Here is a 23411-nt window from a genome sequence, read left to right as displayed (position 1 = left end):
AGATTAGATTGGAATGCTATGACTAAAACGCTAGACCTAAACGATGAAGAGTTGGATCAGTTACTGTCGAAACTACACCGGGTAACAGATGAAGTCGGTCAGGTCATTGTGGGGCAACGTGTTGTTATGGAACAACTGTTGGTCAGTATGTTGGCGGGCGGACATTGCTTATTGCAAGGCGTACCGGGACTGGCGAAAACGTTGATGGTCAGTTCGTTGGCTCAGGCGGTTGATTTAACTTTCAAGCGTGTTCAGTTTACCCCGGACCTGATGCCTAGCGATATCATTGGTACTGAAGTATTGGAAACGGATCATGATTCTGGCGAACGATTTTTTAAGTTTCAAAAAGGCCCGGTGTTTACGCAAATATTATTAGCCGATGAGATAAACCGTACACCGCCGAAAACCCAAGCTGCACTGCTTGAAGCTATGCAGGAACGGCAAGTCAGCTACGCGGGTGAGTTGTATCCACTGCCAGCGCCCTTTTTTGTACTCGCAACACAAAACCCGATAGAGCAGTCAGGCACATATCCGCTTCCGGAAGCGCAGCTCGATCGTTTTTTGATGTTTGTTGAAGTGAGTTACCCAACAGAAGCTGAAGAACTGGAGATTGTCAGGCGCACAACCGGTTCGCACACTGTTTCACTGTCGGCGCAACTGAGCGCTGTTGAATTGCGCCAACTGCAAACCGTGGTGCGCGATGTTGAAGTGAGTGAGCCGCTACTGAGCTACGCAACGCGCTTAACGCGTCAAACGCGCCCACAAGAATCGACAGTCGACGCTATCACGCAGTATGTGAAGTGGGGCGCCGGCCCGCGTTGTGCGCAAGCGTTGGTGCTGTGCGCGAAAGCGCACGCCCTTCTGCACAAACGATTTGCAGTCACATTAGATGATATTACCGCCGTTGCGCCAGCCGTGCTCCGTCATCGATTGATGCTCAATTTTCAGGCGGAGGCGCAACAGGTGTCTATTATTGAGGTCATCGAAAACGTACTGAACGAGGTCGCGAAACCTTCCAGTCCCTTGCTCAGCTAACATTATTGTCATCGCTCATGAATACAACATTGAACGCAGCGCTACTGGCACAACTGAGCGACCTTGAGCTACGCGCTAAAATTATTGCGCAGGGCGCGCTTCACGGTCAGCATGCTAGCCGACAACGGGGCAGTGGGGTCGAGTTTAGCCAGTTTCGCGCCTATGAGCCGGGCGATGCGATGAGTTTATTGGATTGGAAATTGTTTGCCAGAAGCGACCGGTATTATGTTCGCGAAGCAATGCGTGAAAGCAACCTGAATATTTGGGCGGTACTCGACGGGAGTGCTTCCATGCTGGAACACTCATCAGGCTCAAACCTGACTAAATTACAGTATGCCCAATGGCTTATCAGCGCTATTTTTTACGTTGGACACCGCCAAGGTGATGCAGTCGGATTACTGTGCGCGGGGCAGAATGGGGCGTTTATTCCCGCTCAAACGACTCGACAGCATTATTACCGCTGTTTAATGCAGTTAGATAGCGTCACTGCACAAGGGGTCTTCCCAGATACAACCGCTTTACAACACCAGTTTTCAAAACTGCAACGCAACGCGCTGACTGTCGTAGTATCCGATTTTTATCAACAAGGCACTGAGATTGATAAAATGCTCACCCGACTGAAAAGCACACACACCGATGTACTCAGTATCCAGCTTGAAACACGCGATGAGGCTGAGTTTAACTTCCATGGGTTAGTAAAGATGACGGAGAGAGAAACCGGTCGTCAACGCAAATTCGATGCAGACGCAGTCAGACCTGGCTATTTAGCCAAGCGCAGAGACTTTAACCGGTCGTTGGCACAGCGGTGTGCCACTAGGGGCATCACGCACTTATGTGTCAATATCGACGAGCCAATAGAGCAAAATATACGTGCCGTGCTGCAGGCGACAGCCGATAGTGCAGAAAGCGTGCGCTGATGGCGTGGGGCGTGTCTGACTCAACCGTGCTATGGGCATTTGCGTTGCTTGCAGTGCCGTTGCTGATCCATCTATTCAGCCGTAGCAAAGCACAATCACATGTGTTCAGTTTTTTGGCCTTGATCCCGGTCGAGAAAATGCGCCAGCGTTCGCGTATTGCTCTCACTCAGAAACGTTTACTGGCCTTGCGCATTCTCCTGTTGTCGGCAATTATTTTGTGGTTAGCGGGTTTGCACATAACCACGCCTTATAGCGCGCAAGACGAAATACATTTTATTACACCATCATGGTTAGCGAACGCGACCCAGGCGCAACGAGACGACTTATTCGAGAAAGCCGATAAGGCGAATCAACATATTATTCTGCCCGATACTCACTTAGTGGCTGAGCGGTCGTCGTTGCAAGACACAGCGAGTAACACATGGCATCGTGTCGGCGAGTGGTTGCGCTATCAACCGGGTGCCTTGAGTTCAGGTGCACAGCTGACAGTCTATGCAACTGATGCCATGACGGATTATGTGGGGCAAAAGGTCCCTTTGCCACATCGTGTTCAATGGCAACTGATCTCAATGATCCCAAAAGTCGATCCTTTGCCGACGAGCACATCATCAGCGATTCATGCCACCGTCTATTTGGTTGAAGACCCGCAGCCGGCTGCGCCGGCATTCATGGCGGCATTGGCGGCGTTACAGCCGTTGACAGGGTTAAACCTGACGATAAAGCGTCAACGCGACCTACCGGAAAATGTAGACGTCTTTGATGCGGTCATACGGTTTAGCAGGGAATTCGAAAAATCGCCTGACAATCGCGTTTGGCATGTCAGTGAATTTGACCACACGACCCGTGCTGATTTTCCGCTTCGATTAGCCGATGCACTTTTCAGCGCAGCGCAACACAATATCGCGTTATCTCAGTTAACCGTACCACACGACTTAATCACATCGCCGCTGTCACCAACAGCCGCACAGGAGCGGAACGTGGCTCTACCTAACCCGATGAGCAAAGACCTGTCAGCCAACAGCGCTACCAGTGAGTTGATTGCTGGCATAGCGTTTATTCTGTTGTTGATGGAGCGACTGTTCAGCGAGTTCGTAACGCGGCGTAGGGCGTCACATGACTGAACGAGATCAGTTACAGACATGGGTTGGCAGAGTGCGTGCTCAATACGTGCGGCAAGAGCTGACTCGTTTTGGTGCTGTCTTATTACTTTGCGCAGCGATCTTACTGGTTGTGGTTGTATCCACTCAACTAGCTGGCGTCACCACAGGTTCGATTCTGGCCCCTAGTGCTTGGGTTTTTTGGGCAATTGTCGTTACGGTCGGCTTTACGTGGTTACTCGGGCGCAACCTTGTTCGTCGAGTACAGCACATTACTGCCGAGAATTTGCTGCTGCATCTCAATCGTAATCTGCCAGAGCTTGAAGAAAGCGCACAACTTTTCCTAGCGTCTGATGAGACGTTAAGTGCCCTGCAAAAACGCCAAAAGCGCCATGTGACAGCCTATCTGAAAGCGAATGCGGCCGAGGTGTCTGTGGCCCTGAGCATGGTGTATCCGCAGCGCCGTGTGTTCTGGCATCTGATGATCAGTGTGTTTATCGTAGTGTCTCTGCTGGCGATGATTGAACACTTGCGCGGTGAGCCTCAGTTGCCGCAAGACGCATCAAACATGGTGGTTGAGGAACAACCGCAATCGTTGCAACCGCCACAATTTCACCTCAGTATTCAACCGCCGACATACACCGGGTTACCCGCAAGAACCAGTGAATCATTGGATGTCGAGGTTGCGCAGGGGGCGCAGGTCACCTGGTATATGCAGACATCGCAGCCCAATGTTTATGCATTGAACGTTCACTCAGGTTCACAGTATGCGTTTGCACACACAGTCCACGACACAGCCCACGTAGGCGAGTTTCAAGATACCCCATTGCGCGTCACGCTGCATGTGCAAACACCGCTGTTGTATACCATCCAACGTGAGAAAAATGCTGAGTGGCAGGCAATCACGGATATCCATACTATTAATGTGATACGTGACCGAGCGCCCTTTATTGATGTGGTTTCGCCCGAGAGCACGGTAACTGAGTTTGCCAAAAATGCTGTACCAGCACTCATGACCAAAGTGTTCATCGACGATGATTACGGCATTTCTGACGTCTATATTTTAGCATCAATCGCTAAAGGCACTGGCGAGGCGGTAAAGTTTCGAGATGAAACGTTTCGCTTTGACACCCAACAGCCAGCGCCGGTTCAACAGGTTAGTACTACCCAATCAGCGACCGCGGTACATCGCCTATATCAGAAACAGTGGGATTTAATCGCGTTGGGCATGGAACCTGGTGATGAATTATATTTTAGCGTGGTGGCCGTAGACAATCGTGAGCCTGAACCACAGCAGGTGCGTTCACAAACAAAAATCATCAAATGGCTCGATGATGACGTGGTCGGCGTTAATGCCGATGGTGTCTTAATGGACTTCATTCCAGACTATTTTAAGAGTCAGCGACAAATCATTATTGAGACCACCGCGCTCATTGAGGCACAGGAGCGCCTGAGTCAGGCAGAGTTTGAGCAAACTTCCCGCGAGCTAGCGTTAGCTCAGGCGGACCTAAAGCAACGCTATGGCCAATACCTAGGGGATGAATTTGAATCTGGCGTGATGCAAACGATGGAAGCGGGGCCATTAGTTCCTAAACTGGCACAAGACCCGCACGACGACCACTCACACGCAGATGAGCACGAACATGATCATGCATCTGAGCAAGCTCACCAGCACGCTAGCGGTCATGCCCACAACCATGGTGATCATCAGGCCAGTGAGCGTGCTGGAACAGCGAATGCGCTGTCCGGTTACGACGACATTATCGAACGTTTTGGACACAATCATGGTGAAGCGGACATCGGCTTTATTTCACTGGAAAAAGGACAATTCAGCCCCAAACTATTGATGAAGCAGTCCATCGCGCAGATGTGGCAAGCTGAATTATTCCTGCACCTTGCCGAACCACACCAAGCATTACCTTACGAGCAGCGCGCACTAGACTTATTAAACAGAGCACGCAAAGCCGATCGGGTTTATGTAAAACGTTTGGGGTTTGAACCGCCGCCAGTGAGTGAGGAACGCCGCTATCAGGGCGAGCTTGATGATATTACCGCGCCGGATAGAACAAAGCAGGTCAACGTTGGCGTAACGACTGACGCGACCTTACGCGCCGCACTGGCAAGTGCGATGCAGCAGCCACGACAATCGCGGATCGAAGCCGATCAGCTCGTCAAACTGGAAGCGCTAGTGGCGGTATTGAGTGAAGAGATAGCCAGTGACGTGAGTGATCCTGAAACACTTCACGTGACTGCGATTGTGCAGCGTTTTTTACAGCATGAACGTTGGAATGCACCCGGCTGCGACCGATGTATTGAACGCCTACAGAACTACCTGTTATCCCGACTCACCGCGCCAGTCGCGAAACCAGTGCCAGCTTCATTTGATGTTACCTCTTCCGTTGTCGACGACTTTATTCGACGCCTACAACATGATCAAGTCAATCAACCGTTACCACGTGAGCAGAATTGATATGCTATCGAACACGTTAACCTTGTCAGGATGGACGCTGAGCCTAAATGCCCCGCAAACGCTGGTTATTGTGATTGCCTTGATGAGCGTGATTGTGTGGCTGGGTGTTGTTACACACATCATGCGGCGTCATCGAAAGCGTTTGATATGGGCCGTGTTACTGAGTGTGGCGAATTTAGTCAGTATTGGATTGCTGTTCATTCTTTTGTTTGTGCGGTTGAGCCATAGCCCGCCACCACAAGCAACTCAACCATTGATCGTGGTGACGGAAAACGCGCCTGAAAGCCCTACAGAAGCGCTTGATACACGGGGGCTCACTCGCAATGAAATCGCCGACAGACTTAAATCGCACCGACGCTGGCATATCTTGGGAGATGGGTTTTCCAGAGCAGCGTGGCAGGACTTTGCCCAGCTAGGCGTGCTGGGTAAGGTTTCAGAAGTGGAACACACACCGGGTATTCAAACAGTGGGGCTGGCGTATCCCGAGTGGGAAAAAACGGTCACCTTAGGGGAATCAGTTTCGCTTCACGTGCGCGTAGTGGGCGAACAACTCGCTCACAGCGATACGATTTTTAACGTCAGTTTAACGGGGCCGGATAATCAACGCCTACAGCAACACAGCGCTCGGGCAGGTGAATCTATCACGTTTCACTTCGTGCCAAAGGCTGAGGGCCAGTGGCTTTACTCGCTTGAGCTGAGCTCGCGCGCGAATAGCGTGATTGCAAAAGAGGCAGTGCCAGTTGTTGTGACTGCAGGTGACGTAATCAATGCTGTGATCATTCAGTCATCGGCATCGTTTGAAACAAGGCATTTGCACAACTGGTTAACTGAGCAGGGCAGCAACGTTATCGTGTACACGACAGTCAGTCGCGATAAGGTTACCACGCAGCGTTTTAACCTGTCGGATAATAACGTCTTGCCTGATACACCTGCGCTATCGAGCGAGCAATTACGGTGGGCTGATGTGGTGATAACTGACACGCGGTCTCTCAGTTCATGGACAACCGCACAAATTGACAGGTTAGCCGATGAGATATCCACTGGCTTGGGTTTTTTTGTAATCGTTGATGAGACAAGCGCTGATACGTCTGTATTGCACGGCATATGGACTCCCGGCTCCCTTCGCCTTGAAGACGTTGCTGAAACTTCCGCGTTGCCAGCATGGCCCGGCGCTTTAATTGAAGAACCCGTAGTCACAACACCTGCTCGGCTGCAATCAGTAAACGGTTCACACCTGGTCGTCGACCAACAGAGGCGTGCTGTCGTCGCGACCACACCGGTTGGCAGAGGCCAAGTGGGCATGTCGGTGTTACCTTCATCCTACGTATGGCGGCTGCAGGGTAAACCAGCGCTGCATAGTCGCTACTGGCAACGCATTATATCGAACCTCGCGCGACCAAAATCTACGCCACGTTTACTCCATCAGCACGGCATGCTGTCAGCGCGAACGCCTTTTCATCACCGCTCATTGGATGTCGCGCCACTGTGCCTCGACACTGAAAAGCAGCCCACAGACGCTGTGTTAACCCATGCAGACTCTGCCGCTGCGCAAATTAAGCAACAACCGCTGCGGTTTCAACCAGTGCCTTTTGTGTCCAATAATCGCTACTGCAGTGCCTGGGTGAGGCAGGCAGCGGGGTGGCACGCCGTTCAATTTCAAAGCGGTGAACATAAATATCAATTACCCTTCTACGTGATGAATGACGATGCATTTTATGCGTATCAGCAAATACAAACGCGCCAAGCTACTTCAGACTGGCGAAATAGGCTGAATAGTGCTCAGAATGACGATACGGCGGAAGGCATTGCGCAAGACACTTTTCCGCCCCTCTGGTTATTTTACCTGTGGTTTACCGTCACTGTTCTTCTCTGGTTAGAACAAAAATGGCACAACGTGGTTGAAAAATAACCGTTACGTCACCAATTCGTATACTAACTGAGCGATCAAAAAATAATTGAGATTGATGACTTGCGTCAATCTAATCGCTATGTATAATACGCCCCACTTAGCCAGACTGCAGCAGCAAACAGCCTGCATGAGCGTCTCGGTTAAACCAGAACAATCGCGGGATGGAGCAGTCTGGTAGCTCGTCGGGCTCATAACCCGAAGGTCGTAGGTTCAAATCCTGCTCCCGCAACCATTGGAAGAGACTCGCTAGCAATAGCGGGTCTTTTTTTATTAAGGCTCACGGGCCAAGCTCTAGGTCTATTCCTCCACTTTTCTTAAGTATCACCTGCTAAATTCGAACAAGCGTATTTTTTGGAGCTGCAAACTGTTTAGTGGAAGCTGGGAAGTCCAGTTTGATAAGTCAGCAATGTAAGATTTTTTTATCTGAGTGCTTCAGCCCCTACACTTGGCCGAAACTTGTGTGCACGTTTTAATCAAATTCGTTTATAATGCTGTCTGGCGTGGTCAAGAATTAGAGCGTTATGCAATCCAATCAACATGGATCGTTAGTTGTCGTCGGTACGGGTATCAGTGTCGCGGGTCAGATGACGTTAATCACGCAAAATCACGTGCGTCAGGCAGATATCGTCTATGTTGCCATCCCCAACAAACCGGGCGAAGCATTCATCAAGCAACTCAATCCCAATACTCACACGTTGACTGATCTTTATGAGCTAGGTAAATCGCGAGTTCAAACCTATCAAGACATGTGCGATCGGATTATCAACAGTGTTGAGGCAGGCCAAAAAGTGTGTGCGGCGTTTTACGGTCACCCGGGAGTATTTGTCAATCCCTCTCATCGCGTTATCGAGGTGCTTAAGGAGCGCGGGTTCTCTGTGATGATGGAACCTGGTATCTCTGCGGAAGACTGCTTGGTAGCCGATTTGGGGATTGACCCAGCAGCGTTTGGTTGCCAGAGCTATGAAGCAACGCAATTTTTGTTTCGCCGTTACACGCTCGACCCCCACATGACGCAGATTATTTGGCAAATATGGGGCGTTGGCGATCACACATTAACTTCGACACTCGCGCATGAAAAAAGAGGGTTAGCGGCTTTAGTCTCTGCGTTATCAAAATATTACCCTGAGGATCACCCTGTTATTGTATATGAAGCCAGAACCTCGCCATTGTTCACCAGCCGAATAGACGAAGTTAAACTCGCTGAGTTAACGTCGGTACAACTTTCGCCGATATCAACGTTGGTGATACCTAGCCTAGGGTTACCCGATTTTGACCATGAAACATTAGATAGCTTAGGCATTACCGCCGAAGACATACAGCATCACCTTTCAATAAAACAACCGGTAAATTAAGGAAATACGATGACGGATAAACTCGTTGATTTTGTAAACGCACTCGACCAAGACCCAGCGCTGCAAGCACAATATAAAGAAGATCCCAGAGGAACCGCTGAAAGTTTTGGGGTGTCAGATGAAGATCTATCGCTACTCTTCGGTGGCAACACTGAAGCACTTCAGCAACGGCTTGATATGGCTGGGTTAAGCTCAATTGTTTGGGTTCAGCACGCAAAATAATTTATCAACGTGTATTTAATTAATAAAAGTCTGTTGCGCTGGTTAATCCTTTTTATCGGATTGCTGTATCAGCCGATCGTGAGTGCGCAAGAAGTTGAGGGGAGCCTTTCATTGCTCACTCAAATTGAGAAAATGGTTGTCACACAGCGCAAAACAGCAGAAAGTTTAGTTGCCGAAGCAGAATCAGATGAGGTGATCATGTCATCTGATAGTTTAAAAAGTTATTTATACAATATTAAAGGGTATATTGAACTTACGGGCGCTAACTATCCCAAAGCCGTCTCTTTTTTTCAAACAGCAAGACAACTCGCTGTAGATTCAGAAAATAAAATTCAGGAAGCTGAATCTTATCGGCGAGAAGGCATCGTACTGATGCTTTTGAATCAATACTCTGACGCATTAGCTTTGTTAGACAAAAGTTTAAAACTTCACTTAGCGGCAGAATCTCCAAAAGCGTCAATTAGTCTAGGCTCAATCGTTAATATTTACGAGTTGTTAGGCCAGCTCGATCAACAAATGGAGTACTCGTGGCTATTACTTGAAGAGGCTCTTAAGTCAACCAACTATAATACCATTGCGACGGCTCACTACTCCATCGGCAGCGTCTTTCTGGCACGCGGTAATTTAGAACAGGCTGAGTATCACTTCGAGCAACAAAAAATCGCCAACCGAAACGACCCTTCAGCGTTTACTTTTATGACAGATGCAGCTTACGCCAAGCTTTATCGCGAGAAAAATGAATTTGCGCTAGCCTTATCCTTTATCAAAAACGCCAAAGCAACCGCCGAGCGATCAGGGTTTGCCCTAGCGATGCCCTCAATATTGGTTATCGAAAGCGATATCCGCAAAGACATGGGCGATATCGACTTGGCGATACAGTTACTCAATCGCGCAGAGTTTATGAGTAGCGAAGTAGGCATTTCTCATTTTCAACTAATGGCGCTGACGAAACTGGTTGAGATTTATGAACAGAAAGGCGATGTAGATTTAGCATTCCAGACTTTAAAACGCCAGCAAACGCTGAGAAAGGAGTCACAAATTGATGCTGAACGTCAGTTGCTGGCGGTCAGTCAGGCGCGCCTAGACTTGGACACTAAAAATCGCGAAATTAGCACGTTGAAGCTCAAGCAGGAGATTAGCCAGCAACGCCAAACTAATCAGGTTCTCATGCTGAGCTTAACGGGTATGGTGATTGCGATTCTGGCGTTTTTTACGTTCCGTTTACGCAAGCAGAAACATGCGTTGGGTACCGCCTCGGAAGAAATTCAGCGTGCTACCAATGCAAAATCTGAGTTTCTTGCACGAATGAGCCATGAAATCAGAACGCCACTGAATGCGATTGTTGGTTTAACCAAATTGTCATTGCGCAGCAGTGAAGATCAGCGTCAGGCGACGAATTTAAAGCAAATTGAAGAGTCGTCGCAAACCCTGCTAGGTCTGATCAACGACATTCTCGATTTTTCTAAAATAGAAGCGGGGAAAATGACACTGGAGTCTACCGCGTTCAGCTTGGACGAAGTGATTGACAGTGCGCTTAGAATGCATGCGTTAAAAGCGCAGGAAAAGGGCTTAGAGCTGATTAAGTTTGTCAGCCCGGATGTTCCGCTGCACATTCGCGGTGATGCGTTGCGGTTGCAGCAAGTGTTAAACAACTTACTGAGTAACGCGGTTAAGTTTACTGCCGAGGGCAGTATTACATTGATCGTGAATCGCCAATACACAGAGGATGAGTTGCAACTCCAATTTGAGGTGAAAGACACTGGGCGAGGGCTGTCTACTGCGCAACGTGCGACCTTGTTTGATTCATTTTCTCAGGCCGATGAATCCATCACGCGCAACTATGGCGGCACGGGGCTCGGCTTGGCAATTTCCAAGCAACTGGTCGAATTGATGGGTGGGACTATTTGGGTAGAAAGCGTGCCCAGTCAGGGGGCGACATTCTTTTTCACTATACAGACCCAGCGCGCAGAGTTGAATGAACATGAAGCGCGTCAGCGACAATCAAAGCAGTTGCAACGCGCTTTGGTCATTTCCAGCGATGCCGTTTCCCGCGAACTGGTGGATCAAACACTGGCACGAATGAATGTTGCAACCGAAGTTGCCGAAGATGGTTTGTCTGGGATCGGTGCTTGGCGACAAGCTCAGCAGCACAAAGACCCCTTTGATGTGATTATCGTTGACTGGCAAATGTCAGATATTCAAGGCATTGAAGTCGTCTCGATTGTGCGCCAAGAGGTGAACAGCGCACCGCCGCAAATTTTGCTGATGACGGACGCGTCTGACCCCATGGCCGTGGCGCAAACCAGTCCGTCAGGGGTTGATGTGACGCTCGAAAAACCGCTGAATGCGAGCGCCATTTTTAACGCGTTAATGTCAGCCGGTAACATGCCAGACACTATGCAAGGTAAAACATCCAGACACGCGAAGCCGTCATCAGTACCGGTATGGAAAGGCGTTCACATTTTACTGGCAGAAGACAATGCATTAAATCGTAAAGTCGCGCTTGGTTACTTGGAAGATACGCAGGCAAAGATTAGTGTTGTGGAGAATGGCCTGCAAGCCATTGAGGTATTGTTAGATGACTCTAGCGTGGATGTTGTGCTAATGGATATTCAAATGCCTGAGATGGACGGTTTGACGGCCGCACAGAAAATACGCAGTGAAATTTCAAAAGAGTTACCTATTATCGCCATGACGGCGCATGCAATTGATGAAGATATCAAGAAAAGTACCGCTGTTGGCATGAACGCGCATATTATTAAACCCATTGAACCGCAAACGCTCATTGATACGATCCAGCAGCAGTTGAACAAAGATACGTACTGAAAAAGCAGGGGAAACGTATGGAACGAGGTGTTCGATACCACGAAATAGATTGGCTCAGAACGTTGCTGATCATCGGTGTTTTTTTGCATCACGCGTTCATGCCATTTAATGGTGATGATTGGCACATTATGAATGCCCAATCGAGTAAACTGCTAGACGACATCATGGTCTATTTCGAGCAAATGCGTTTACCTGCGCTGTTTTTCATCGCCGGTGCAGGGGCGTTTATACTGTTAGGGCGATTGTCAGCAGTTGCCTTTCTCAAAGATAAGGCGCGCCGCTTACTGTTGCCACTCATCGTTGGCGTACTGTTTATCGTTCCGCCACAGCGCTACTTTGAGAACCGCAGCGAGTACGGATCCTATTTAGATGCATATCCTGAGTTAGTGTCTCATTTAAGTACTAATCATCTGTGGTTTATAGAATATCTGCTGATATTGATGGTGATGGCCGTGCCGCTTTTTGCATTGGCAGGTCAAGGTCCATTATCACGTTTAGGCACACAACTTCAGTCACTGCTATCCGCCCGATTCGCCGCAGTGGTCGTTGCTGTGCTTATAGGTGGGTTCAACGTGTTATTGCATCACAACAAGGGTGGCGAAGATTTAAGCTACAGCGCTGACCTGACGTTTTATGCCGTATTTTTTGGTCTGGGTATGTTGAGCATCTCTTCTGCTTCAACGTGGCGCAGCTTCGCGGCTCACCGGCGGTTCAACCTGATTGCTTTTATTATCATTTCAGGTCTTTTTTATGCCTACTATCTAGTCGATTTTAGTGGGGTTTTTTCATTGCCGACACGTTGGTCGCTATGGTGGTTTTTCTGTGCCGTGCTGTCGTGGTCAAGTGTCAGCGTGATGCTGGGTTATGCACAGCAGTACTTACGTTTTCAAAGCAGCACACTGCGTTGGTGTAATCAGTTTATTTACCCTTTTTATATCTTTCATCAAACTGTGATTATTATTTTAGGTTACTTTATTCTGGCAACTGATGCGTCGCTGTTCGTGAAGGCAACCTTATTGGCCGCAGGAAGCTTCACCGCGACGGTGTTGATTTGTGCGATTGGCATCGCACCCTTTAATCCTGTCAGGGTATTGTTTGGCGTGCGCCCTCGTTCAAGTTAGTCTGTGGACTCATGCGCTTCGACCCGATTTCGCCCTGCATTTTTCGCAAGGTATAAGGCATCGTCGGCGCGTGCGATAACGGGCTCAACATTACTGTCATCTGGCGCCACAGCCGAAACGCCGATACTGATCGTCACCATCAGTTGATCTTCCTCACTGTCGATAACATGAGATTCAACCTGCTGGCGAATTTTTTCGGCGACCCGTAATGCTTCTTCCTGAGGTGTATTCGGTAAAATGATCACGAACTCCTCTCCACCAAAGCGCGCCACAATGTCGGAGCTGCGGGTTAGACTGGATAGCTGGCTGGCAACTGATTTGATTACCTCATCGCCGGTGGCATGACCATAACTGTCGTTAACGCGTTTAAAGTAGTCGATGTCACACATCATTACCGAGAAAATGTGGTTATGCCGCTTGCTGAGCTGGAAATTTTGCTTGGCTAAGATATTGAACGCACGGCGATTGAGCACGTTGGTCAGCGCATCAAAGTTGGCGTCGCGTTGAAGGCGTGTAGCAAAGTCGCTCATGCGTGCAACCATGGGGCGGAATATAAAAAACGCCTCAACCATGATGGTAAATATAATAATCCAGAAAACCACATTCTGCGCGAAACGCAGATCATTGACTCGTTCCAGACTTTCTTTTTCGTACTGTTTTACAACGTTATCAAGGCCGGTCAATAACGCGCTTTTCGAATAATCTGTAATATAACTATCGGAGAATCCCTCCAATCCACTAACGGAAACAGGGGGCTTGTTTAGCGTTTCTCGGATGGTTTCAGAAAATTTCACCACATTTTGTTGCACATTGTGAGGTTGCTCGAAATACAAGGCGTTAAGTTCCCGAGACAACGACGGTTCTTCGTCGCCAGTCACTTTTTGCAATAACGTACGCTGGTTCAGCAACATACGGTCAATCGCCTCCAGCGCAATTTGCTTCGATTCCACTGAGCCAGAGTTTACGTAGTGCAAAGTAAACAAACTCGCGCGCTGAGACAGCATACGCTGTTGCCCACTCATATTCACAATCCGCCCGGTTTGGCTTTGCTGCTCAATCACCTGGTCGAGTACCAAATGCACAATACCAGAAAGAATGGCAATCACGGTCAGCGATATCGCGTATGTGAGCGTCATATACTTGCTGGGATTTTTAATTTCGATGGCGTAATTGTTTTTCTGATTGGAAGCCATTTTGCCCTTACCTCGCTGAGCCAATACTGCTAGATTACGATCATCAGCGTTAATATCAACTAAAACGCGGATTTTTGATTGGGGCTATCGCTAGCAGTAATTAAAGGAGTTCATTTTGAGCCGTGTTTGTCTGTTGCTTGTATGCATCTGGTCCTTGTCAGTGTGCCGTGCATACGCTCAGAATGAAAGTTTCGCGGGATCATCCGTGGATTTGTTGTCTGACGATTTGCTCAGAGCTCCCGTCAATATGTACGACAAGCTCAGAGCACGCAGCGAGCGAGGCACTGCGCAGCAATTGCAACTGGCATTTTTGCAACACCAATTGGGTAAACAAGCTGAAGTGTCGGCGTCACTGAGTCAACTCAAGCCAGAGGCGATGGAAGATAATCTGGGCTGGCAAACGCTCTGGTATTTCCTGCGTGGTGCTACCGCTTCAAAAGACGGCCAGTATGAGGCGGCTACAACCGCCTTACAAACAGCCAGAGCACATGCCAAAGCACACGGAAATCGTCGGCTATGGGTCCTCTCCACTCAAGAGCTTGCGTTTAACGAAGCATTGCAAGAACGTTTTGAAGACGCATTCACTCTGCTTCAGGATGCGTACAACACTACCGCTCCTCAGCAACACTTTGAACTGGCACTTATTGAACAAACCCTCGGTGGCGTCAATAGTTACGCTGATAACTATGCACAAGCATTGGCCTATTACCAACAGGCATTAAAACGCTATCAGTCACTGGCTTACCCAACTTATATTGCTGAAACACTACAAGGTATTGCGGCGACATTCCGCTACCAGCAGGAATGGGATCTCGCCTTGGAAGCTTATGAAGATTATGGTCGCGCCCTGACATTTCAAGAAAGTGTAGGAAGCCGGTTTTATTATCACTATGGAAAGTCATTGACCTTCGCGTCAAGTCAACGATGCCAACAGGCATTGGGCGAAATAGCAGTCGCTTTAAGTTTGTCAGGCCCATTGGACTATGTCGGCGAATTGTTCAAAAAACAAGCCAGCTGTGCTGCGCAAATCGGTGAGTTAGCGTTGGCAGAAGATGCGTTGCGTAATGCTCGTCAAATCCTAACTCGATCGACCGGCCTGGACGACACGTTATGGCATGCTGAGCTCATAAAGATTGAATCAGATATTGCATTAGCTGCTGGCGATGCCGACCGAGCTCTCACATTATTTAAGCGTTTCCACGATGTTACACAGCGCCTTCATATCCATAAAAATTCCGAACGCGTATTGGCGTTAAAATCAGCGCTGGATTCTGCGCGCAAAGATGCTCAAATTGAGCAACTCACACAACAGGCCGAGCTACAGTCGTTGCAGTTGATCGCAAATGAAGCTGAGCGGCAGCGCAGTATGTTGCTGATGGGCGGAGCCGTGTTAATCCTGTTGCTGCTGATTGCGTTGTTTTTCTATCAACGCCGCCGTGCCAGACTGTTATATCAACTGTCGGTGCACGATCCATTAACGAATGTCTTCAACCGGCGGCACGCCATTGCAATCATTGAAGAATGGCTCAATCGTTCTTCTCATCAGCATGGAGGCTTCTGCGTTCTCATGATTGATATTGATCATTTTAAATCGATCAACGACACCTACGGACATGGGGTGGGTGATGAGTTACTTGTGGCCATTTCAGCTACGTTAACGTCTTCGCTTCGTCCATCGGACGTATTGGCCAGATTCGGCGGCGAAGAATTTATTCTATTGTTGCCGAGAACCCAAATTAAGGACGCCAAAACGCTCGCAGAGCGTGTCTGTGTTGATGTCGCTCAAACCTTTATAGAGAACGTTCGAGGCGAGAGGTTAAACAGAACTGCCTCTATCGGGCTCACCAACGTAACGACCACGTCTGATACCCTTCATGATATTTTGTCCAGAGCCGACTCTGCAATGTACGAGGCGAAAGCGCAGGGGCGAAATAGAGTCTGTGTTGCTTCTGTCATGTAATTCTTGCAGTTTAAGTGCAACCCTTACGCAGAAGACTGTCGCTCACCACGATAATTGAATGCCACACCAGGCCCTGCTTCACCCTGCAAGCTGGAATCGTTATTGCTTAAATAAGATGCGAGAATGCGAGTAAACGTGAATTTTCACATTTAATAGGAGCGTTACATTATGTCAATGAAGAATTCGGCAACAGCAACCTATAAAGGTCTGGGTAAAGAGGGAAAAGGTACGGTAACGACGCAATCGGGCGCACTGAGTGAGCAACCGTACGGCTTCAATACGCGTTTTGAGGATGAAAAAGGCACCAACCCCGAAGAACAGATCGCTGCAGCTCATGCGTCCTGCTTCGCCATGGCGCTGTCTTTCGGGTTGGCTGAAAAAGGCTTTACTGACGGCACGCTCAATATAAAAGCATTAGTCACCTTAGTTAAAGAAGGTGATGGATTTAAGGTCGCGTCATCAGAATTGACACTGTCAGGTGACGTGGAAGGCCTTGATATGTCTGACTTTGAGAAAGCCGCGAACGATGCTAAACAAAACTGCCCGATTTCCAAGTTATTGAACTGTGATATTAGTCTGACCATCGAGTCATTCAGTTAGCACCTTCGCTAAGTGATTCATCGAAAGCCGCCAACTATGACAATAGTGGCGGCTTTTTTATGACCGGAGCGGTGCAGGAGGTGGCACATCTTCTGGTTGTGGGGTTTGCAATGTGTCATCACGAGTGTGCTCAGATGCTAATACCATATAAACGCTAGGCAGCACCACCAAGGTGAAAAAGGTACCTACCAGCATACCGGCCACCAAGATAATACCAATGCTGTTACGCGCCTCTGCGCCTGCACCGGTGACCAGTACGAGCGGGAAGTGGCCGAGCACGGTAGCTCCGGTGGTCATTAGAATCGGGCGTAAACGTGTTTGTGCCGACATCACAATGGCATCCAATTTGGCGTAGCCTTGTTTTTGCATACTGTTGGCAAATTCCACCATTAAAATCCCATTTTTAGCAATCAACCCCACCAACGTGATAAAGCCAACCTGCGAGTAGATGTTAATGGTAGTGAAATCCACGAACGCGAACACCAAGGCACTTGCTAATGCTAATGGAACTGAGCCAATCAATACCACAAGAGGGTCTCTGAAACTGTTGAACTGAATCGCTAACACCAAAAATACAAACATCAGGGCAACTAATAAAACGCCCTCCAAGGTATTTCCCTCAAGGCGAATTTGCCGAGATTCACCCGCGTAATCCAGTGTGTAAGTCGCGGGCAGAATGTCGGCGGCTGCCTTTTCCAATACGGTTAAACCTTGCTCTTTGGTGGTTCCGGGAATAACTTCACCGTAGATCCGAAACGCATTTTTCTGCTGGAATTTGCTCAGAACGCGTGGCCCCACTTCTGTGGTCAGCGCGGCGATAGAGCGCACGGGCACGAGTTCGCCCTGAGGGGTGCGCAGATTTAAATTTAGAATCGCATCTGGAGCAGACCGATTAGGAGCCTCCAGCATCGGCACCACCCGGTAGGCTTTGCCATCTTGGTTGTAGCGATTAACGAAGTTGCCCGACAGCATGAAATTGAGCTGCTGGGTAACATTGGCTAAATCCATCCCTAAATCAGCAATGCGCTCTCTGTTCAACACCAAGCGCGCTTGAGGCACATCGATTTTAAGATCAGTCTCAACAAATAAGAACGTTTGACTGGCGTTCGCCGCGGCGAGTATTTTTTCAGCATAAGGTTTCATGTCAGCGTATTCATCTGTGCTTAGCACAACCAGTTCGACTGAAAAGTTGCCGGCGGTGGGCAATGCAGAATCGAGCACAGGAAAAGCTTTTAAGCCGGGCACCGTCGATAACATACCATAAGCTTGCCAGAACATGTCCTGAACACCTTGTGAACGCTCCTCTACAGCGACAAGTTCAACGCCACTAAAGGCGCCACTCGGGTTGACAATCTGCCACATAAACTGCGCGCCTTCCAATTGCATCATGGTATCGACAATGTCATTCATGTGGGTTTCGGTATATTCCAAAGAGGCTTCAGGCGGCGCTTCAATAATAACTGTGATGGCAGATTGATCCTCAGTGGGAGCGAGTTCTTTGAGTGAAAACAAGTAGAAGGGCACACTGAGTAATGCCAGTACCGAAGCAACAAATAAAATCGCCGAACGATGCCGCATGGAGCTAACAACAAAGCGACCGTAAGCCGACTGAATGGCGCCAAACCAGCCGTTGATTTTACGTGTTAGCCGGCTTTCTTTGCCTCCTTCGGGGCAGGCATACGCGCTCATGATCGGCGAAAGCGTTGTGGCAACCACGCCCGAAATTAAAACGGCAATAGCCAAGGTGAAGGCGAACTCCTTAAACAAGGCGCCGGTTAGCCCAGTGAGTAAGCCGATAGGTGCGTACACTGCGGCCAATGTTACGGTCATACTGATGATGGGCGCCAGTAACTGACGCGAGCTGGTGAGCGCGGCTTGTGTGCGCGTCATGCCTGATCGCATGTGTCGCGCGACATTCTCTACCACGACAATGGCGTCATCGACGACAAGCCCTACTGACAAAACGATCGCAAGTACCGTGAGGAGGTTTAAGCTAAACCCCATCAGAGACATTGCTGCGATTGCACCGAGAATGGATATCGGGATCGTGATTAATGGAACCAGAGCGGTACGAAATGATCCCATCATAGCAAGCACTACAATCCCCACCAGGAACACCGTTTCACCCAACGTGATAAAAATCTCTTTCAGTGCATCACGCATGTATAACGTGCCGTCGTAACCCTGAGAAATACTCAAGCCCGGCGGAAAGGTTGCGTTTAATTCGTCGATCATGACGTATAAGCGATCGCCAATGGCTATCTCATTGGCGCCGGGCAGCGGCCACACTGAGATATACAAGGTGGTGTCTTTGTCGAAGCGAGCACTTAGTTGGCCTTCTTCTTCGCCAATATTGATCCGTGCTATATCGCCTAAGCGAATTTGCACGCCCTCTGACTCGCGGATCACCAGTTGTTCAAACTCGTCGACCTGCGACAGTGACGTATCAGTGAGCAATGACACGCGTTGCAGGTTATTTTCAGTATTACCAATAGCGGCAATAATATTGTTGCGCCGCAACGCAGAATCCACATCCTGAGCGGTGAGGTTATAGGCAAGGAGTTTGTCTGCATTGAGCCAGATCCGCATGGCAGGGTTGCGACTTCCCTCAAGACCAACGCGTTGCACCCCCGGGATCGTGGCTAACGAAGGAGACACATTGCGAGACAGAAAATCGGTAACCTCAAGACGCGACATCCCGGCTTCTTGCTGATCGTAATTAACGGTTAAGTAAAACAGTGCGAAGGGGCGGTCGGCGCGAACCACTTCGATCATTGGGTCTTCTGCGGCTTCAGGCAGTTCAAACCGGATCTGGTCGATACGTGCCGACAGTTCAGCCAGTGCTTGTGTGGTGTCTTCATTTAAACGTAGCCAGACCGTGACCACACTGGTGCCGGGCGTTGTGCGTGAGTCGACGTAATCAACGCCCGGAACGGAAGCCGCGACACGTTCAATCGGCTCAGTCACAAAGCCTTGTATCACTTCAGATGACGCACCGATATAGGGCGTTGTGATTTGTATCGAGGCGCTGCTGATTTTTGGAAACTGTAGTACAGGAATATCGATCGCGGCACGGATACCGACCAGAACGATGGCCAGCGACAGCACGATGGCGACGATGGGGCGTAAACTGAACACGTCCATGATGTTGGGCCGGGCAGCTTGTGCAGGATCGTGTTGCTCTTCAAATTTCATTGACGTGATCCTAATGAGGTGCAACGTTGGTTAGCAGTCCGGGCTTCAGCTTGTAGGAGCCGGTTGTCGCGACGACCACATTTTCACCGAGGGTGTTTTCTAACACCGCATCAACATTATCTTTGTATAAAACGGTGACAGCTTGACGAGCTGCGCGCCAATCATTTTTATCGTCTTTAGACAGCGTAAAAATATAGCTGCCAAAACTATCGTAGCGTACCGCTTGTACTGGTACGCGGATGATGGTTTTGGCGTCACCTTTTGGAACACTCACATTAACCGCCGTTCCGGCTAACAGATTGCTGCCAGTCAGGTCGACTTTTGCTCGAAACTGTAGGCTTCGAGATAGAGGGGATATGCGTGAGCGCTGTGCGATCACTTCGGCCTCAACCGATGCAAAATTGTGGTCAACAGCGCTGACGGTTATCGGCGCATTGGCCGGTAAATTAGCGTATTGTTGGGGCAGCGAAAAGTCGACCCAGACAAAGTCATTGCTACCCACAAGATCAGTGACCACAGAGCCGGCAGGCAAAAATTGACCGATTTCAAACTCATGTAAGTCGGCAGAACCAGAAAAGGGCGCGATAATGGATTTTTTGGAAATAACCGCACGCATCGACTCGGCTCGTGCTTGCGTGATGGCCAGTTGTGCCTGAGCGCGGTCCAATTGATCTTTGGTCGATGCTTTCGCATCTAACAAGCGATTCGCTCTGGAAACATCAAGTTCAGCAAGTCGAATTTCTGCGGCAATGGCCTCTAACTGCGCGAGCTCATCACGAACATCAAGTTGCAGTAACAGCTGGCCTTCATCGACATGCCCGCCAGAAGGAAAGTTGACGTCAGCAATAACCCCTTCTAATTCGGTGCGCAACGTGACCGATTGTGGAGCAACCACTTCGCCCATCACACGCAGGCGTGGCTGCCACTGACTGAACTGGGTTGATAGGGTATGTACGGTTTCGCTCGGTTCGGGGAAAGACTCACCGAAGGCGATGGCGGCTTTCACTTGCGTAAATTTAATGAACCCTAAGCCTGCAATCACGAACACACAAACCAGTATTGCGGTTACCCAACGAACGAGCATAGCGGAATCCCTTTGATTAAACGATTTAGTTGCGCCGAAAATGATACGCGAGTTGCGCAGAATAAGCTTCGAATTTTATATTACGGGTAATTCATGAAACTTTTGTGTAAATATCGTTCAACGCGCCCTGAGGCGTTGCACATTACACGCAGACACTCTATAATATGCGCCATTGTTGGAACGGGCTCCCTCTGAAGGAAAGTAACGTTCCTCGCGAGGCATCGCTTGTGCTAATGCACAATCTGCCGATTCAATTTCTGGGAAGCAGCCGAAGTTTGAGCTCGATTGTTGTCCCAACCAGTATTTGAGCCCCGCATTGAACGGGGTTTTTTGTTGGTGGTCACTTTGTGGAAATGACATATCGGCTCGGTGTTGTGCTAGAGCTAGTTTCAGATGGGCTTTAGGCCCTTTTTTCGTATTTGGAGGTTTGTTTGTCGCAATTAGAAAAACGACTGACTGCGATGTTAGAGCCAGCCGTTGAGGCATTAGGCTTTGAGCTGGTTGGCGTTGAATTCGTTCGCGCGGGAAAACACTCTATTTTGCGGGTGTTTATCGATCATCCTGATGGGATCAGTGTAGACCATTGTGCGGACGTGAGTCATCAGGTGAGTGCCGTGTTGGATGTAGAAGATCCAATCACGACAGAATACAACCTTGAAGTTTCGTCTCCTGGCATGGATAGACCGCTGTTTAAACAGCAGCATTACGCCAGCATTATTGGGGAAGTAGTGAGTGTGCGGCTGTCGATGCCGATGAATAATCGTCGCAACTTTAAAGGCAAACTCATCGCTGTTGAAGACGGTGTGGTGAGTGTGGAAGTAGATGGTCAAACTTACGATTTGGCGTTTGCAAATATAGAGAAAGGGAACTTGGTTCCTACGTTTGATTAGCGGTTATTACTTAAACACAAACCGCAGTTGTCAATGAGGCAAGAAATGAATAAAGAGATATTGTTAGTAGCAGAAGCTGTATCCAACGAGAAGCAAGTACCGCGTGAGAAGATTTTCGAGGCACTTGAATTCGCAATTGCAAGCGCCACCAAAAAGAAAAATGAAGGCGAGATTGAAGTACGCGTTGAGATTAACCGTACAACCGGTGATTTTGATACGTTTCGCCGTTGGTTAGTGACGCCGGATGATGAGCCACAAGAAAACCCGTATGCAGAGATGACTTTGTCTGCGGCGCAGGTGGATGAGCCTGAAATTCAGGTAGGCGATTACGTTGAAGAGCAAATTGAGTCGATTGCTTTTGACCGCATAACAACGCAAACGGCAAAACAAGTGATTGTGCAAAAAGTGCGTGAAGCTGAACGCGCTCAGATGATTGCGGAATACGAAGATCGCGTGGGTGATTTGGTCACCGGTACGGTTAAAAAAGTGAATCGCGACAACATTATTATCGACTTAGGCAATAATGCGGAAGGCGTTATTTTCCGCGACGATATGTTACCTCGCGAAACGTTCCGTCCGGGCGATCGCGTGCGCGGCCTTCTTTATGTCATTCGCCCAGAAGCGCGAGGCGCACAGTTGTTTATCAGCCGTACGCATCCCGACATGTTGGTTGAGTTGTTCCGTTTAGAAGTACCTGAAATTGCGGAAGAAACGCTGGAAATAAAATCAGCTGCTCGTGACCCGGGTTCTCGCGCAAAGATTGCCGTTAAAACAAACGATAAACGTCTCGATCCTGTTGGTGCTTGCGTTGGTATGCGCGGTTCACGTGTACAGGCGGTTTCAGGTGAACTTGGCGGTGAGCGTGTTGATATTGTGTTATGGGATGAAAATCCAGCGCAGTTCGTGATCAACGCAATGGCACCTGCTGAAGTGGCTTCTATTGTCGTGGATGAAGATAACGGCCATATGGACGTTGCTGTTGAGCAAGACAACCTTGCTCAGGCCATTGGGCGTAGTGGTCAGAATGTACGTTTAGCCAGCCAACTTACCGGTTGGGAATTAAACGTAATGACCATCGACGATTTAAATGCCAAGCACGAAGAAGAAAATTCGAAAGTGCTGGGTGTGTTTACTTCTGGTTTGGATATCGACGAAGACTTTGCATCCGTATTGGTTGAGGAAGGCTTTACCACGCTGGAAGAAGTGGCCTATGTGCCTGTCAGCGAGTTGTTAGCCATTGATGGCTTGGATGAAGAGATGGTTGAAGAGCTTCGTGAACGTGCGCGAGCCTACTTAACCACGCAGGCACTGGCAAACGAAGAGTCTTTAGAAGCCAATGAGCCGAAAGAAGAATTGATTAACCTTCCGGGTATGGAGCGCCATGTTGCGTTCGTACTGGCAAGTCGCGGCATTATCGATTTGGAAGGTTTAGCCGAGCAAGGAACGGATGATATTAGCGACATTGAAGAACTTGATGAAGCGAAAGCGGGTGAGCTGATTATGGCTGCGCGCAATATCGTTTGGTTCAACGAAGAATAAG

Annotated in this window: 16 protein-coding genes and 1 tRNA gene; 14 read left to right on the top strand and 3 right to left on the bottom strand. The window is 49.0% G+C overall.

Going from position 1 to position 23411, the window contains the following annotated elements; all coding sequences use genetic code 11:
* Positions 1–18 precede the first annotated feature (18 nt).
* From KIU71_RS09450 to KIU71_RS09405, 10 genes are all read left to right on the top strand, one after another.
* Positions 19–1035: an AAA family ATPase gene (locus tag KIU71_RS09450; RefSeq protein WP_214131005.1), complete on the top strand. Its 1017-nt coding sequence runs from the start codon at positions 19–21 to the stop codon at positions 1033–1035.
* Positions 1036–1052: 17 nt separating this feature from the next.
* Complete coding sequence (locus KIU71_RS09445; RefSeq protein WP_214131004.1) at positions 1053–1952, top strand: DUF58 domain-containing protein; 900 nt, start codon at positions 1053–1055, stop codon at positions 1950–1952.
* A gap of 11 nt (positions 1953–1963) precedes the next feature.
* Positions 1964–3073, top strand: a complete 1110-nt coding sequence (locus KIU71_RS09440; protein ID WP_214131003.1) for a BatA domain-containing protein — start codon at positions 1964–1966, stop codon at positions 3071–3073.
* Entirely contained in the window at positions 3066–5519 is a 2454-nt protein-coding gene (locus KIU71_RS09435) for a hypothetical protein (protein ID WP_214131002.1), read from the top strand. Before KIU71_RS09440 ends, KIU71_RS09435 begins: the two co-directional genes overlap by 8 nt.
* Positions 5479–7428 (top strand): hypothetical protein, encoded by a 1950-nt coding sequence (locus KIU71_RS09430; RefSeq protein WP_214131001.1) that lies wholly within the window; start codon positions 5479–5481, stop codon positions 7426–7428. The genes KIU71_RS09435 and KIU71_RS09430 overlap by 41 nt, the downstream gene beginning before the upstream one ends.
* Positions 7429–7583: 155 nt before the next feature.
* A tRNA-Met gene (locus tag KIU71_RS09425) sits at positions 7584–7660 on the top strand.
* A 289-nt stretch (positions 7661–7949) separates the two neighbouring features.
* Positions 7950–8780 carry an SAM-dependent methyltransferase gene (locus KIU71_RS09420; RefSeq protein WP_214131000.1) on the top strand — a complete coding sequence of 277 codons (831 nt, stop codon included), beginning with the start codon at positions 7950–7952 and terminating at the stop codon, positions 8778–8780.
* A 9-nt stretch (positions 8781–8789) separates the two neighbouring features.
* On the top strand, positions 8790–9002 hold the full coding sequence (locus KIU71_RS09415) for a hypothetical protein (RefSeq protein WP_214130999.1): 213 nt from the start codon (positions 8790–8792) through the stop codon (positions 9000–9002).
* A gap of 9 nt (positions 9003–9011) precedes the next feature.
* The gene (locus KIU71_RS09410) at positions 9012–11828 is read left to right on the top strand and encodes a response regulator (protein ID WP_214130998.1); all 2817 of its coding nucleotides are present in this window, start codon (positions 9012–9014) and stop codon (positions 11826–11828) included.
* Positions 11829–11845: 17 nt separating this feature from the next.
* Positions 11846–12949: an acyltransferase family protein gene (locus KIU71_RS09405; protein ID WP_214130997.1), complete on the top strand. Its 1104-nt coding sequence runs from the start codon at positions 11846–11848 to the stop codon at positions 12947–12949.
* On the opposite strand, the gene KIU71_RS09400 is transcribed toward KIU71_RS09405, so the two are convergent.
* The gene (locus KIU71_RS09400; protein WP_214130996.1) at positions 12946–14142 is read right to left on the bottom strand and encodes a diguanylate cyclase; all 1197 of its coding nucleotides are present in this window, start codon (positions 14140–14142) and stop codon (positions 12946–12948) included. The genes KIU71_RS09405 and KIU71_RS09400 overlap by 4 nt on opposite strands.
* 205 nt (positions 14143–14347) lie before the next feature.
* Here KIU71_RS09400 and KIU71_RS09395 point away from each other — a divergent pair, with 205 nt between their 5' ends.
* Complete coding sequence (locus KIU71_RS09395; RefSeq protein WP_214130995.1) at positions 14348–16102, top strand: diguanylate cyclase; 1755 nt, start codon at positions 14348–14350, stop codon at positions 16100–16102.
* A gap of 168 nt (positions 16103–16270) precedes the next feature.
* The gene (locus KIU71_RS09390; protein ID WP_214130994.1) at positions 16271–16702 is read left to right on the top strand and encodes an OsmC family protein; all 432 of its coding nucleotides are present in this window, start codon (positions 16271–16273) and stop codon (positions 16700–16702) included.
* Between the two features lie 57 nt (positions 16703–16759).
* Here KIU71_RS09390 and KIU71_RS09385 read toward each other — a convergent pair whose 3' ends face one another.
* Complete coding sequence (locus tag KIU71_RS09385; RefSeq protein WP_214130993.1) at positions 16760–19897, bottom strand: efflux RND transporter permease subunit; 3138 nt, start codon at positions 19895–19897, stop codon at positions 16760–16762.
* Between the two features lie 10 nt (positions 19898–19907).
* Complete coding sequence (locus KIU71_RS09380; protein ID WP_214130992.1) at positions 19908–20981, bottom strand: efflux RND transporter periplasmic adaptor subunit; 1074 nt, start codon at positions 20979–20981, stop codon at positions 19908–19910.
* A 431-nt stretch (positions 20982–21412) separates the two neighbouring features.
* Between KIU71_RS09380 and rimP the strand changes: the two genes are divergently transcribed.
* Both rimP and nusA read left to right on the top strand, forming a co-directional pair.
* Positions 21413–21871, top strand: coding sequence for a ribosome maturation factor RimP (rimP, locus tag KIU71_RS09375; RefSeq protein WP_214130991.1), 459 nt, complete (start codon positions 21413–21415; stop codon positions 21869–21871).
* Between the two features lie 45 nt (positions 21872–21916).
* Positions 21917–23410 (top strand): transcription termination factor NusA, encoded by a 1494-nt coding sequence (gene nusA, locus KIU71_RS09370; protein WP_214130990.1) that lies wholly within the window; start codon positions 21917–21919, stop codon positions 23408–23410.
* The last annotated feature ends 1 nt before the right edge of the window (position 23411 follow it).

Source organism: Alteromonas oceanisediminis (assembly GCF_018474025.1).
Taxonomy (GTDB): Bacteria; Pseudomonadota; Gammaproteobacteria; order Enterobacterales; family Alteromonadaceae; genus Alteromonas_E; species Alteromonas_E oceanisediminis.
This window is presented reverse-complemented; position numbering and strand designations above follow the sequence as displayed.